The organism is Cellulosimicrobium sp. PMB13 (genome assembly GCF_051294865.1).
In the GTDB taxonomy this organism is placed as follows: Bacteria; Actinomycetota; Actinomycetes; order Actinomycetales; family Cellulomonadaceae; genus Cellulosimicrobium.
On sequence record NZ_CP145910.1, the window covers coordinates 739017 to 752457 of the forward strand.

16 protein-coding genes and 1 pseudogene are annotated in these 13441 nt (G+C 72.1%); 7 read left to right on the forward strand and 10 right to left on the reverse strand.

Translation table 11 applies throughout. The annotated features are described in order from the left end of the window. Positions 1 to 65 precede the first annotated feature (65 nt). Positions 66 to 377, forward strand: coding sequence for a DF family (seleno)protein (locus V5D56_RS03595; protein ID WP_435737700.1), 312 nt, complete (start codon positions 66 to 68; stop codon positions 375 to 377). Positions 378 to 410: 33 nt separating this feature from the next. Here V5D56_RS03595 and V5D56_RS03600 read toward each other — a convergent pair whose 3' ends face one another. Together V5D56_RS03600 and V5D56_RS03605 are read right to left on the reverse strand one after the other, a co-directional pair. Next, on the reverse strand, positions 411 to 917 hold the full coding sequence (locus V5D56_RS03600; RefSeq protein WP_435737701.1) for a hypothetical protein: 507 nt from the start codon (positions 915 to 917) through the stop codon (positions 411 to 413). Positions 918 to 950: 33 nt separating this feature from the next. After that, positions 951 to 1326 (reverse strand): annotated as a pseudogene (locus V5D56_RS03605) (ArsR/SmtB family transcription factor). Between the two features lie 83 nt (positions 1327 to 1409). Between V5D56_RS03605 and V5D56_RS03610 the strand changes: the two are divergent. Together V5D56_RS03610 and V5D56_RS03615 are read left to right on the forward strand one after the other, a co-directional pair. After that, a complete protein-coding gene (locus tag V5D56_RS03610) occupies positions 1410 to 2828 on the forward strand; it encodes an FAD-dependent oxidoreductase (RefSeq protein ID WP_435737702.1) in 1419 nt (472 codons plus the stop codon). A gap of 9 nt (positions 2829 to 2837) precedes the next feature. Next, on the forward strand, positions 2838 to 3326 hold the full coding sequence (locus V5D56_RS03615) for an N-acetyltransferase family protein (protein ID WP_435737703.1): 489 nt from the start codon (positions 2838 to 2840) through the stop codon (positions 3324 to 3326). A gap of 59 nt (positions 3327 to 3385) precedes the next feature. Here V5D56_RS03615 and V5D56_RS03620 read toward each other — a convergent pair whose 3' ends face one another. From V5D56_RS03620 to V5D56_RS03650, 7 genes are all read right to left on the reverse strand, one after another. Next, positions 3386 to 3823 (reverse strand): arsenate reductase ArsC, encoded by a 438-nt coding sequence (locus V5D56_RS03620; RefSeq protein ID WP_435737704.1) that lies wholly within the window; start codon positions 3821 to 3823, stop codon positions 3386 to 3388. Between the two features lie 17 nt (positions 3824 to 3840). Continuing rightward, positions 3841 to 4851, reverse strand: a complete 1011-nt coding sequence (locus V5D56_RS03625) for a metalloregulator ArsR/SmtB family transcription factor (protein WP_435737705.1) — start codon at positions 4849 to 4851, stop codon at positions 3841 to 3843. Continuing rightward, on the reverse strand, positions 4848 to 5954 hold the full coding sequence (arsB, locus tag V5D56_RS03630; RefSeq protein ID WP_435737706.1) for an ACR3 family arsenite efflux transporter: 1107 nt from the start codon (positions 5952 to 5954) through the stop codon (positions 4848 to 4850). Before arsB ends, V5D56_RS03625 begins: the two co-directional genes overlap by 4 nt. Continuing rightward, complete coding sequence (gene trxA, locus V5D56_RS03635) at positions 5951 to 6274, reverse strand: thioredoxin (protein ID WP_435737707.1); 324 nt, start codon at positions 6272 to 6274, stop codon at positions 5951 to 5953. The genes arsB and trxA overlap by 4 nt, the downstream gene beginning before the upstream one ends. Then, positions 6271 to 7284, reverse strand: a complete 1014-nt coding sequence (gene trxB / locus V5D56_RS03640) for a thioredoxin-disulfide reductase (protein ID WP_435737708.1) — start codon at positions 7282 to 7284, stop codon at positions 6271 to 6273. The genes trxA and trxB overlap by 4 nt, the downstream gene beginning before the upstream one ends. Before the next feature lie 214 nt (positions 7285 to 7498). Next, positions 7499 to 8059 carry a hypothetical protein gene (locus tag V5D56_RS03645; RefSeq protein ID WP_435737709.1) on the reverse strand — a complete coding sequence of 187 codons (561 nt, stop codon included), beginning with the start codon at positions 8057 to 8059 and terminating at the stop codon, positions 7499 to 7501. 120 nt (positions 8060 to 8179) lie between these two features. Further along, entirely contained in the window at positions 8180 to 8389 is a 210-nt protein-coding gene (locus V5D56_RS03650) for a hypothetical protein (protein ID WP_435737710.1), read from the reverse strand. A gap of 158 nt (positions 8390 to 8547) precedes the next feature. Here V5D56_RS03650 and V5D56_RS03655 point away from each other — a divergent pair, with 158 nt between their 5' ends. The 3 genes from V5D56_RS03655 to V5D56_RS03665 are packed head-to-tail and all read left to right on the forward strand — an operon-like array spanning position 8548 to position 10651. Beyond that, entirely contained in the window at positions 8548 to 8913 is a 366-nt protein-coding gene (locus tag V5D56_RS03655; protein WP_435738944.1) for an ArsR/SmtB family transcription factor, read from the forward strand. Next, the gene (locus V5D56_RS03660; RefSeq protein WP_435737711.1) at positions 8907 to 9518 is read left to right on the forward strand and encodes a cadmium resistance transporter; all 612 of its coding nucleotides are present in this window, start codon (positions 8907 to 8909) and stop codon (positions 9516 to 9518) included. The genes V5D56_RS03655 and V5D56_RS03660 overlap by 7 nt, the downstream gene beginning before the upstream one ends. Continuing rightward, positions 9515 to 10651 carry a flavin-containing monooxygenase gene (locus tag V5D56_RS03665; protein WP_435737712.1) on the forward strand — a complete coding sequence of 379 codons (1137 nt, stop codon included), beginning with the start codon at positions 9515 to 9517 and terminating at the stop codon, positions 10649 to 10651. Before V5D56_RS03660 ends, V5D56_RS03665 begins: the two co-directional genes overlap by 4 nt. A 436-nt stretch (positions 10652 to 11087) precedes the next feature. Here V5D56_RS03665 and V5D56_RS03670 read toward each other — a convergent pair whose 3' ends face one another. Further along, positions 11088 to 11348 (reverse strand): metal-sensitive transcriptional regulator, encoded by a 261-nt coding sequence (locus tag V5D56_RS03670; RefSeq protein WP_435737713.1) that lies wholly within the window; start codon positions 11346 to 11348, stop codon positions 11088 to 11090. A 245-nt stretch (positions 11349 to 11593) separates the two neighbouring features. Between V5D56_RS03670 and V5D56_RS03675 the strand changes: the two genes are divergently transcribed. Beyond that, on the forward strand, positions 11594 to 13354 hold the full coding sequence (locus V5D56_RS03675; protein WP_435737714.1) for an FAD-dependent oxidoreductase: 1761 nt from the start codon (positions 11594 to 11596) through the stop codon (positions 13352 to 13354). Positions 13355 to 13441 lie beyond the last annotated feature (87 nt).

The window sequence follows — 13441 nt, forward strand, 5'->3', positions numbered from 1 at the left end:
CGAGGTGAGCGATGTACGGCCACGAAATCCACAGCACCACTTGCAGAGCGAGAGAGGATGGACAGATGAAGGTTGAGCTTCAGGTCGTCGACGCGTGCCCGAACGAGGCACCCGCCCGGGACGCGCTGCGCCGGGCCCTGGACCGGGCCGGCATCGATGTGCCGATCGCCACCGTAGTCATCACTGACGACGACCAGGCCCAGAGGTACGGCTTCCACGGGTCGCCGTCGTTCCACGTCGACGGGCAGGACGTGTTCCCCCTGCCGGGGGCTCGTCCTGGTGTGGCGTGCCGCGTCTACCCCACGAGCGCAGGTCTGCGCGGTGTTCCCGACGACGAGGCGCTGGCCGCCGCTGTCGCGGCCCGGGCCGCGCGCTGACCGAGCTCGACCGACCTACGGTGTCGGCGCCGGTTAACGCGAGTCGGTCGGGTGGTGTGGGCGGTGGCGTCGCATCGCCCGCACTGTGAGCGGTGTCCCGATCGCCGCGGGCAGGACCCAGAACGACCAGGCGGGCAGCCGTTCCCAGATCGGTAGGTGTGGTCCGTTGTCGACGTAGAACGCGGTCAGCATCGCGATGTAGGCCAGGGCCATCCACGCGATGTGCGCACGGTCGCTGCCGCGGCGGCGCCGGTTGCGCCACCCGAGGGCCGCGGCGGTCAGCGCGACGCCCCCGAGCGCGGCCAGGTGGATGGTGGCGGGCCAGCGGATCGCCACCATGACGACCATGGAGCCGAAGAGGGCGGCGATCCCGCCGAGGAAGACTCGCCCTGCCCCGACGTGCCACCGCCTACCCTTGGGCGCGACCATCGCCACCAGACCCGCGAGGACCGCAGTCAGCCCGGCAGCAATGTGCACCAGCAGCGCGAGGTCGAAGATCGGGCCCGCGTCCGGCTCCGGTAGGCCTGGGATGTCCATCACGGCCGCCTCCAGGAGGCGCGTGGTACTGCTCGGTCAGCTGCTCGGGGCTGTCTCGGTGAGCGAGGTCGCGAGCTGGCTGAGCGCGCCGGGGACCAGGGAGAAGTAGGCCCAGCGCCCACGCTGCTCGCGGTGGAGAAGGCCGGCCTCGACGAGGATCTTGAGGTGGTGGCTGACCGTGGGCTGGGCCAGACCGACGGGGTCGGTGAGGTCGCACACGCACGCCTCGCCGCCGTCGTGCGCGGCGACGATCGACAGCAGCTGCACCCGGGTAGGGTCGCCGAGCGCCTTGAACACGCGGGCCAGGTCGCGCGCGGTCTCGGGGTCGGCGGCGTCGGCGCACGAGCGGCGCGCAGCACCCGCCCCTCGCAGAGGTGTCCGGTGCCTCGAGGGTGAGCGCGGTGGTCGTCATCCCCCCATCTTGCCACTCATCGACGTTTATGGATACGTTGGCGTCCTGTCTTTGATCGAAGTTTGTCGATGCGAGGAGGCGTGATGGGCGAGGTAGTGCGAGACGAGCTGCCGGTCGTGGTGATCGGTGCGGGCCCGGTGGGCCTGGCGGCGGCGGCGCACCTGCTGGAGCGCGGCCTGGAGCCGCTGGTCCTCGAGGCAGGTGACGGCCCAGGTTCGGCGATCGCCTCCTGGGGCCACGTGCGGCTGTTCTCCCCGTGGCGGTACGACGTCGACGCCGCGGCGCGTCGTCTGCTGGAGCCGACGGGCTGGGCCGAGCCGGACCCGGACACGCTGCCGACCGGTGGCGAGCTCGTCGGGCGCTACCTGGCGCCGCTGGCCGCGACGCCGCAGCTCTCCGCGCGGCTGCGCACCGGGACGCGGGTCCTGGCCGTCGCGCGCGACGGCGCGGACAAGACGCGTTCCCTCGGGCGCGAGCGGAGCGGCTACCGGGTGCGCACGGTCGGCCCGGACGGACGGGTCGCGGACGTGCTGGCGCGCGCGGTGATCGACGCGTCGGGCACGTTCTCGACGTCGAACCCGCTGGGCGTCTCGGGTCTCCCGGCCGCGGGCGAGGCCGAGGCGGCCCGCTTCGTGACCGGGCCGCTGCCCGACGTCCTCGGGTCGCAGCGCGACCGGTTCGCCGGCCGGGACACGCTCGTCGTCGGGATGGGGCACTCGGCCGCGAACACGCTGCTGAGCCTCGTCGAGCTTTCCGAGGCGGAGCCGGGCACCACGGTCACGTGGGCGATCCGCGGCGGGTCGGCGCGGCGCCTGTTCGGCGGTGGAACCGACGACGAGCTCCCCGCGCGCGGGCTGCTCGGCACGCGGCTGCGGGCGGCCGTGGAGGCGGGAAGGTTGACCCTGCTCACCCGGGTCTCGATCGAGCGCCTCGTCCCGGACGGGGACTCCGTGCAGGTCCTGGGCACGGCGCGCGACGGGGCGCTGAACCTGGACGTGCACCAGATCGTCAACGCGACCGGGTTCCGACCGGACCTCGACATGCTGCGCGAGGTGCGCCTGGACCTCGACCCCGTCGTCGAGGCTCCGACCGCGCTGTCCCCGCTGATCGACCCGAACCAGCACTCGTGCGGCACCGTGCCCCCGCACGGCGAGCAGGTCCTGTCCCACCCGGACGACGGGTTCTACCTCGCCGGCATGAAGTCCTACGGCCGCGCACCGACGTTCCTCCTCGCGACGGGGTACGAGCAGGTGCGCTCGATCGCGGCGGCGCTGGCCGGGGACCGCGCGGCGGCGGACGCGGTCGAGCTGAACCTGCCTGCGACGGGCGTCTGCTCGTCCGACCTCGCCCTGGAGGCCGACGGCGAGAGCGCGGGCGGGTCGTGCTGCGGCACCGCGCCGACCGAGCCGCAGCTCGTCACGCTCGGCCTCGGGGCGCCCGTCGGGGTGGGGTTTGCCACGGGTGTCGTGCACGGGCGTTCGGGCGACGGTCTGGACGCGTGAGCCCTGACCGTGCGGAGCGCGACCCCCGCCGACATGGCGGGGGTCGCGCGCATCTACGACCACTACGTGGTGACGTCGACCGCGACGTTCGAGCTCACCCCACCGGGTGAAGGCGAGTGGGCGGACAAGCTCGAGGTCCTGCAGGGTGCGGGCTGGCCGTTCCTGGTCGTCGACCTCGACGGCGCCGTGTCCGGGTTCGCGTACGTGGGGCCGTGGCGCCCGCGTCCGGCGTACGCGCACACGGTCGAGGACACGATCTACCTCGACCCGGCCGCGACCGGGCGCGGGATCGGGACCCGGCTGCTCGACCAGGTGCTCACCGACGCCGCGGAGGCCGGGGCGCGGGAGGTGATCGCGGTCGTCGCCGACGGCGACACCGACGCGTCGCTGGCGCTGCACCGCCGGGCCGGGTTCACCGACGCGGGACGGCTCGAACGCGTGGGCCGCAAGTTCGACCGGTGGCTCGGCACGAGCCTGCTGCAGAAGACGCTGACCTGACACGCGCGTCGGCCGGGACCCTGGGCAGGGTCCCGGCCGACGTCGTGGTACGGGCAGTGTCAGGCGGTGGCCACCTGCACGGGCGTGACGCCGAGCTCGTCGAGCAGGGTGAGCACGCGGGTGCGGATCTCGTCGCGGATGGGGCGCACGGACTCGATGCCCTGCCCGGCGGGGTCGGCCAGTGCCCAGTCCTCGTAGCGCTTGCCGGGGAAGATCGGGCAGGCGTCGCCGCAGCCCATGGTGATGACGACGTCCGAGGCCTGCACGGCGTCGGTGGTGAGGATCTTGGGCTGCTCGGCGCGGATGTCGATGCCCTCCTCGAGCATGGCCTCGACGGCGACGGGGTTGATCTGGTCGGCCGGCGCCGAGCCGGCGGAGCGGACCTCGACGGCGCCGCCGGACAGGGCGCGCAGGTACCCGGCGGCCATCTGGGAGCGGCCGGCGTTGTGGACGCAGACGAACAGGGCGGACGGCTTGGCGGTGCTGGTCTCGGTCATGGTGATTCTCCGGTGGTTCAGAGGGTGGACAGGTCGAGGTCGGGCAGGAGGTCGGTGAGCAGCGCGCGCACGCGGGTGTCGAGCTCGTCGCGGATCGCGGCGACCCCGGCCGGGGACGCCAGGGCGGGGTCGCCCACGAGCCAGTCCTCGTACTGCGTGCCGGGAAGGACCGGGCAGACGTCGCCGCAGCCCATGGTGATCACGACGTCCGCGGCGCGGACCGCGTCGTCTGTCAACGGCTTGGGGAACGCCTCGCCGTCGGTGGTGCCGAGCGCGGTGAGCTCGGGGCGCACCGCGGGGTGCACGTCCGCGGCCGGGGTGGAGCCCGCCGAGCGGACCACGACGCGCTCCCCGGCGTAGCGGCGGACCAGGGCCGCGGCGAGCTGGGAGCGCCCGGCGTTCGCGACGCAGACGAACAGCACCTGCGGTCGAGCGTCGGGCTCGCGGGACATGTCCGCGAGGCGTTGGCGGGCGAAGCGGTCCGTGAGGGTCAGCAGGTGCGCCGAGACCGTGGCCGAGCGGGCCAGGGCCGTGTAGGACTCGCGCACGGTTCGCAGCACCACCTCGGGGCCGACGTTCGGGTGGCGTGTGGCGAGGTCGGCGGCCAGGCGGTCGAGCGCGGCGTCGACGTCCTCCAGACCCGTGAGCTCGTGCGGGGCGACCAGCGCCTCGAGCGCGGCCGGGGCGAAGGACTCGAGCAGGGTGGAGACCGCGCCCTTGTAGCCAGGGGTGATGCGATACCAGACCCAGGTGCCGCGTCGTTCGGAGGTCAGCACCCCGACGTCGCGCAGCACCTTCAGGTGGTGCGACACCGTCGGCTGTGACACGTCGGTGAGAGCCGCGAGGTCGCACACGCACGCCTCCCCGGCGGGAGAGGTCGCGATGAAGGACAGCATCCGCAGTCGCAGCGGCTCGGCGAGGGCCTTGAGCGTGGTCGCGACGGCGCCGGCGACCTCGGTGCCGATCGCGTGGGACTCGATCTGCGGGGCGCAGTCCGCCTCACGGGCGGTCAGGGGGGTGGTGGTCATGACCTCACCTCTTCCAGCTCACGTGCAGGAGTCGGGGTGGCGTAGGGGTCGACGGCGAACCAGCGGCGTGCGAGCCACAGGGAGACGTAGACGAGGCCGACGAGGACGGGGACCTCGATGAGCGGGCCGACGACACCGGCAAGTGCCTGGCCCGACGTCGCGCCGAACGTGCCGATCGCGACGGCGATCGCGAGCTCGAAGTTGTTGCCGGCCGCGGTGAACGCGAGCGTCGTGGAGCGTGCGTAGCCGAGCGCGAGCGTCTTGCCGACGATGATGCCGATGCCCCACATGGCGGCGAAGTACACCAGCAGCGGCAGGGCGATGCGGGCCACGTCGAGCGGGTTCGAGGTGACGGCCTCGCCCTGCAGGGCGAAGAGCAGGACGATCGTGAAGAGCAGCCCGTAGAGCGCCCACGGTCCGACCTTCGGCAGGAACCGGTCCTCGTACCAGGTGCGGCCCTTGGCGCGCTCCCCGACGAGGCGGGAGGCGAACCCGGCGGCCAGCGGGACGCCGAGGAAGACGAGGACGTTGAGCGCGATCTGCCCGACCGAGACGTCCAGGCCCTGGGTGTCCAGGCCGAGCCACCCGGGCAGCACGGTGAGGTAGAAGTAGCCGAGCAGGGAGAACGCGACGACCTGGAACACGGAGTTGATCGCGACCAGCACAGCGGCGGCCTCCCGGTCCCCGCACGCGAGGTCGTTCCAGATGACGACCATCGCGATGCAACGGGCCAGGCCGACGATGATCAGCCCGGTGCGGTACTCGGGCAGGTCGGGCAGGAAGATCCAGGCCAGGGCGAACATCAGCGCCGGGCCGACCAGCCAGTTCAGCACCAGTGAGGAGACCAGGAGTCGCCTGTCGCCGGTGACCGCGCCGACGCGGTCGTAGCGGACCTTGGCCAGCACGGGGTACATCATGACGAGCAGGCCGAGCGCGATCGGGACCGAGACCCCGCCGACCTCCATCGCCGTGAGCACCTCGGACAGCGCGGGGACGAACCGGCCCAGGACGAGGCCGGCGACCATCGCGAGCCCGATCCACAGCGGCAGCCACCGGTCGAGCGTGGACAGGCGCCCGCGCGTGGCGGTCGTGGCGTCGCTCACGCGAGGACCTCCTCGATCTCCGCGACCAGCGCCGGCTTCGGGCGGGCACCGACGACGGACTTCACGAGCCGGCCGCCGGAGTAGAAGTTCAGCGTCGGGATCGACACGACCCCGGCCGCGGCCACGGTCTTGGGGTTGGCGTCGGCGTCGAGCTTGGCGATCGTGAGCCTGCCGTCGTACTCCTCGGCAAGCTCGGCCAGGATCGGGGCGACCTTGCGGCACGGGCCGCACCACGTGGCCCAGATGTCCACCAGGACGGGGATCTCGGAGCCGAGGACCACCTCGTCGAAGGTGTCGTCGGTGACGGTCACGGTGCTCATCGGATCTCCTCCAGCGCCAGCGGCAGATCGTCGGGGTTCGGGACCTCGGGGGTGCCGGCGAGGTCTTCCAGGCCGGCGGCGTCGGCGAGCTCGGTGAGGTAGCGCTGGGCGTCGAGCGCGGCCGAGCAGCCCGACCCGGCGGCGGTGATGGCCTGGCGGTAGGTGTGGTCGACGGCGTCGCCGCACGCGAACACGCCGGCCAGGTTGGTGGCGGTCGTGCGGCCGACGACCTGGATGTAGCCTTCGTCGTCCAGGTCGATCTGTCCCGCGAGCAGCTCGCTGCGGGGCTCGTGCCCGATCGCGACGAACAGTCCCGTGGCGGGCAGGGCGCTCTCGGCGCCGGTCACCGTGTCGCGCAGGCGCACGCCCTCGACCTTGTTCTGCCCGTCGATGCCGACGACCTCGGAGTTCCAGGCGAACTCGATCTTCGGGTCGGCGAGAGCGCGGTCGGCCATGATCTTCGACGCCCGCAGCTCGTCGCGCCGGTGCACGAGGGTCACCTTCTGCGCGAACCGGGTCAGGAACGTGGCCTCCTCCATCGCGGAGTCACCGCCGCCGACGACCGCGATGTGCTGGTCGCGGAAGAAGAACCCGTCGCACGTCGCGCACCAGGACACGCCCCGGCCCGACAGGCGCTTCTCGTCGTCCAGGCCGAGCTCACGGTAGGCCGACCCCGTCGCCAGGATGACCGCGCGGGCCCGGTACGTCTCGCCGTTGCCGGTCGCGACCGTCTTCACCGGGCCCTGCAGGTCGAGCAGCGTCGCGTCGTCCCACTCGACCCGCGCGCCGAACCGCTCGGCCTGCTTGCGCATGCTCTCCATGAGCTCGGGGCCCATGATCCCGTCCGGGAACCCGGGGAAGTTCTCCACCTCGGTGGTGTTCATCAGCGCACCGCCCGCGGTGATCGAGCCCGCGAGGACGAGCGGGGCCAAGCCCGCCCGTGCCGCGTAGATCGCCGCGGTGTAGCCCGCCGGACCCGAACCCACGATCACCACGTCTTGTATCGACATGTCTCTATGTTGACAGTTCTCGATGTAGGCCGCAAGGACGGAAGCGCTGACGGACTCTGGCAAGGGCCGCCGCCCAAGATCACCTCGTGGGGATCGGCGGTTCGTTGCGCGTACGCAACGCGGGTGCCTAAGATTGGGGCAGCTCACCGCAGTAGCGGCGAGAAGTGAACCCGAGACCCTTCCGGACGGTTGTGGCGCTCGGGTTTCGCGCTTTCTACAGCCGGATGACGTCGGCGACCAGCGGCTGCGCGCGACGGCGCGCGTCACCGCCACGGGCCCAGGCCCAGGCGATCGCGTCCGGGATCGCGAGCAAGGGCTCGGCGGCCGCGGTCGCGTGGTCGTACGCCAGCGAGTCCCGGCACCCGCGGCGGCCCGTCTCCCGGTACAGCAGCCGCCGGTCGCGCTCCTCTTCGCCCTGCTCGCTCTCGAGCATCAGCCGGGCGCAGCCCGCTTCCGCGATGTTCTCGACGAGGCGCTCCAGGCATGCCGCCCGCCGTTCGATGTTCGTGCGGTACCCCGCGCCGGCCTGGTAGATCGTGACCTGCGCCCCGAGTGTGCCGAGCGTCGACAAGATCGTGTGCTGGCGCGCCGGCGACTCCTTGACCATGTGTAACCGCCGCTGACCGGGCTTCTGCAGCCCCCGCACCGTCTTGCGGGCGAGCGCGAGCTCGCCGGGGATGATCACCGCGGCGACCAGCAGGTAGTCCTGCTTCTTGCTCTCATCGACGAACACGTGACCGCCTCGTAGGGAGCGGTCCGAGACGCTGGTAGGCACGAACGCAAGGGTACGGACGGCGAACGACACCACCGTGCGAGCGGCCCGGGCGTCGGCTTTCTCGGCGACGCGCAGAACCCGGGATCGGCACGTGATGGGTCCCGCGAGCGAGGAGAAGGCTCAGCGACTGAACTTCCTACGGATCTCCGCCTCGTTGACGTTCTCGACCCCGTGCTTGCGAAGGACCCGCGCGAAGGCTCGCGCCTTGGCCTCCGGCGTCGACTCACGCGCAGCCGCCCGATTGGCCTCGACCTCGACCGTCTTGAGCTGCTGTTCCAGGTGCTTCTCCAGGTCGGCCAGACCCTTCGTGTCGAACTTGAAGTTGGCCATGGTGCGCATCCCCTCGTCACAGTCACGACTCGCCTGGATTGTGATAGTGCCAGTCAGCACCCATACCCACGGGCTGCGGACCTCGCAGCTCATCGACCACGCCCGGCAGGACGCCCAGCAGATGATCGATCAAGATCGGTTATTATCGCCCTGTGTCGATCATAGAATCTGAGGTGTGTGCGGCGAGCACGGTGGATGTTGAGCCGGCGGTCGCGTTGTTCCGGTCGTTGGGGGATCCGGCGCGGTTGGCGATCGTGCGCCGGCTCGCGGTCGGGGAGGCGCGAGTCGCGGAGCTGACGGCTGATCTGGGGCTGGCACAGTCGACGGTGTCCTCGCACGTGGCGTGCTTGAAGGACTGCGGCCTGGTGGCTGGGCGCATGGAGGGGCGGCGGGTGTTCTACTCGCTGGCCCGCCCGGAGCTACTGGACATGCTGGCGGCGGCGGAGACGCTGCTCGCGGCGACGGGCAGCGCGGTCGCGCTCTGCCCGACGTACGGCGTGGACGGGCAGGTGTCGGCGTGCTGAGCACGATCGCGGCCGCGATCGGGTTGTTCGTCGCGACCAACCTCGACGACATTGTGGTCCTGACGGTCCTGTTCGCTGTCGCCGCGCGCGGGACCTCGCGGCTGCGCGGGTGGCAGATCGTGGCCGGGCAGTACCTGGGCCTGGTCACCCTGATCGCGGTCAGCTTCCTGGCGGCGCTCGGCCTGACGATCGTGCCGGACGAGTGGGTGGGCCTGCTCGGCCTGATCCCGCTCGCGATCGGTGTGCTGGCCCTGGTGCGCACGCTGCGCGGCAAGGACGACGACGATGAGGCCGAGTCCGCGCTCAAGGCCGTCGGGCTGCTCGGCGTCGCGGGCATCACGATCGCCAACGGCGGGGACAACATCGCGATCTACACCCCGGTGTTCCGCACCATCTCGACGACGGACGCCCTGGTCACGATCGCGGTGTTCCTCCTCCTGCTCGCGCTGTGGTGCCTGCTCGCGCGCGCGATCGGCACGAACGAGAAGGTGACCGAGGGGCTGGAGAAGGTCGAGCACTGGCTCGTGCCGGTGGTGTTCATCGGCCTCGGTGTGTTCATCCTCATCGAGTCCGGCACCCTGGCTCACATCGCTTCGCTGCTGTGAGCGGCAGCACCGGCCCCGACCATGACGTCGTCGTGGTCGGGGCCGGGCAGGCGGGGCTCGCGCTCGGGTACTACCTGACCCGCGCCGGCGTCGACGTGCTCCTGCTCGAGCGCGCCGCGCACGTCGGGGCGAGCTGGGCGCGCCGGTGGGACTCGCTGCGGCTGTTCACCCCCGCCCGGTATGACGCCCTGCCCGGGCTCGCGTTCCCCGGCGACGCGTGGTCTTACCCGGGCAAGGACCAGGTGGCCGCGTACCTCGCGAACTACGCCGCCCGGTTCGAGCTGCCTGTGCGTACCGGCGCCGACGTCGTCCGGCTCGAGGGCGATGCCGGTGACTTCCGTGTCCACCTGGCCGGCGGTGAGATGATCCGCGCTGCGCGGGTGGTCGTGGCTACCGGTGCGTTCGGCCGTCCCTGGACGCCACCGTTCGCGACCGGCATCGACCCGGCCGTCGTGCAGGTCCATACCGACGACTACCAGCGCCCGGACGCGCTTCCACCCGGGGCGGTGCTCGTCGTCGGCGGCGCGAACTCCGGGCGCCAGATCGCGCTCGAGCTCGCCCGGGCCGGCCGGTCCGTGCACCTGTCCGAAGGGGCGCGCCTGCGTGAGCTCCCGCAACGGCCACTCGGGCGTGACCTGTTCTGGTGGTTGACGGCCACCCGAGCGATTCACGCGCCCGGGGATTCGCTCGTCGGGCGCCGCGTGCGCGCGAACGAGCCGGCAATCGGCATCCCGCGACGTGATCTGCGCGCCGCCGCCGTCACCTTCCACCCCCGAGCCCAGGACGCCACCGGCGACACCGTGAGGTTCGTCGACGGCTACGCCGTCCAGCCCGTGGCCGTCGTGTGGGCGACCGGGTACCGGCACGGCGACACCTGGGTCACCGTGCCCGGCGTCCTCGACGAGGCCGGGGCACTGGCCGTCGACGACGGCTCGACCCCCGTCCCGGGCCTGTACACGATCGGCCGCTCCTGGCAGCGCGACCGCGGCTCAGCGCTGCTCGGCTACGTCCACCGCGACGCCGATCGCCTCGCCAGCCGCATCACGAGCGAGTGCCCCGCGAGCCTTCCTACGGTGCCGGCCCGGACCGGGTCGTGGCCGCTGGACGATGTCGGCGAATTGCCCACGCGGTGAGCGGCGCCCCGACCAGGGCGGAAGGATCCAGAACGACCAGTCCGGTAGCCGCTCCCACAGCGGCAGGTGCGGGCCGTTGTCGACGTAGAACGCGGTCAGCATCGCGACGTACGCCACGCCCATCCACGCGATATGTCCGCCGTCGCTGCTGCCACGGCGCCGGTTGCGCCACCCGAGCAGCACAGCGGCCAGGGCGACGCCCCGAGCACAGCCAGGTGGATCGTGGCGGGCCAGCGGATCACCACCATCACGACCATCGAGGCGAAAAGAGCGACGGTCCCGCCCAGGAACACGCGACCCGCCCCGACATGCCACTGCCCGCCCGTACGCGCGAGCACGCGACCAACCCCGCGAGCACCGCCGTCAGCCCTGCGCCGATGTGCGCCAGCAACGCGAGGTCGAACACCGGACCGCCCTTGGGTGCGGAACCCCCTCGTCAGGTGAGCGAGAGGAAGAGCTTCTCCAGCCGCTGGACGTCATCGGGGCCGTTCTCCTCGTCCGTGAGGCACTGCTTGAGGCCGGACGCGATGATCGCGAACCCGGCCCGGTCGAGGGCTTTCGAGACGGCCGCGAGCTGCGTGACGACGTCGGCGCAGTCACCGCCCTCGTCAACCATCCGCACAACGGCGGCCAACTGACCCTGTGCGCGCTTGAGGCGGTTCGAGACCTTCTTCATCTCGTCCTGGTCGAGCTGCATATCGGTTCCTCCCGTCGGGCTGCCGTCAGCGCCCGAACAGCCGGGCGAGAAAAGAGGTGCCCGGCCGCTCCGGGTGCCCCTCGCAGCGCTCGCCGCGCGGCACGTCCTGCATCACCTGGTCGACGTGCTGGCCGCAGCCGCTCCACGTCGTCTTGCCGCACTGCCTGCAGGTCGCTGCCTGGCACATCGTGGTCCTCCTCGGTCGGTCGTTCCCGACACAATACCCCGGGGGGTATCCTGGAGTCATGTCGGAGAAGAAGTCGCTGAAGATCGTCGTCGTCGGTGGAGTAGCCGCGGGCATGTCCGCGGCCACGCGGCTGCGCCGCCTGTCGGAGACCGCCGAGATCGTCGTTCTCGAGGCAGGGGAGCACGTCTCGTTCGCGAACTGCGGCCTGCCGTACCACGCGGGCGGGATCATCGAGGATCGGGACGCGCTCCTCCTGCAGACGCCCGCGTCGCTCGCCGCGCGCTTCCGCCTCGACGTCCGCGTGCGCAGCCGCGTGATGGGCGTGGACGCCGCAGGGCACAGCGTCACGGTGCGCGATCTGTCGACGGGGCAGGAGTACCTCGAGTCCTACGACCGGCTCGTGCTGAGCCCGGGCGCCCGCCCCATCGTCCCTGAGGTGCCGGGGGTCGACCGCGCCCTCGTGCTGCGGGACGTCGCGGACGTCGACCGGCTCGTCGGGGCGATCGACCACGGGGGCGAAGACGGGTCTCCGGCCCGCACCGCCGTCGTGATCGGCGCCGGGTTCGTCGGCGTGGAGGTCGCGGAGAACCTCGTCCGCCGCGGCCTCGACGTGACGCTCGTCGAGCTCGCCGACCAGGTCCTGGCCCCGCTCGACCCCGAGATGGCGGTGCGCGTGCAGCGCGAGCTGGAGGCGCACGGCGTCGACGTGCGCACGTCCGCTCAGGTCGCCGCGGTGGGCGCCCGGACGGTCGAGCTGACCGACGCCGCGGGCCAGGCACTCGGCACCGTGGCCGCCGACGTCGTGGTCGCCGCCATCGGGGTGCGCCCGGACGTCGAGCTCGCCGTCCGCGCGGGTGCGCGAACCGGGCCGCGCGGCGGGATCCTCGTCGACGACGACCTGCGCACCTCCGTGCCGGACGTCTACGCGGTGGGGGACGCCGCGACCAAGCGCGACGCGCTCGCCGCAGCCGGTGCGGACGGGCCAGACCATGCCGCAACCACGCTCGTCCCGCTCGCCAACCTCGCCAACCGGCACGGCCGACACGTCGCCGACGTGATCCTGGGACGCCCTCGCACCCTGCGCCCGTCCGTCGGCACCGCGGTCGTCGGCGTCTTTGGCCTGACCGCCGCCGTGGTGGGCCGCAACGAGAAGCGTCTACGCGCCGAGGGGCGCCCGTACCGCGCCATCCATACCCACCCCACCCAGCACGCGGGCTACTACCCGGGCGCCGAGCAGATGGCGCTCAAGCTCCTCATCGACCCAGAGACCGACCTGATCCTCGGCGCGCAGGGCGTCGGACGCGACGGCGTCGACAAGCGCATCGACGTCATCGCCACCGCGATCTCCGGCGGGCTCACCGCGTCCGACCTGGCAGACCTCGAGCTCGCCTACGCCCCGGCCTACGGATCGGCGAAGGACCCGGTCAACATGCTCGGGTACGTCGCCGACAACCTCCGCACCGGGCACACCCGGACCGTGCAGTGGCACGAGCTCGACGCGCTGGTCGAGGACGGCGCGACCGTCGTCGACGTCCGGACGCCGGACGAGCACGCGCGCGGCACCGTGCGCACCGCGCACGGACGGCCCGCCGTCAACGTGCCCCTCGACGAGCTCCGCGCCCGCGCCACCGCGGAGATCTCCACCGAGGCGCCGGTCGTCGTGCACTGCCAAGTCGGCCAGCGTGGCCACACCGCCGCGCGCCTGCTCGACCAGCTCGGCTACGACGTCCGCAACCTCGACGGCGGCTACCTCACCTGGCGCGACGGAACCGCAGCACTGGCGAACGCGAATCTACGAACAACACTGGTCGCTGCCTGAGTTTCGGCCAGCGCACCTCACGCGGTTCTCCGGCATCGCAAAACCGACCGTTTTCCGTACACCGCGGCGGCCGTCGCGACACGCCGA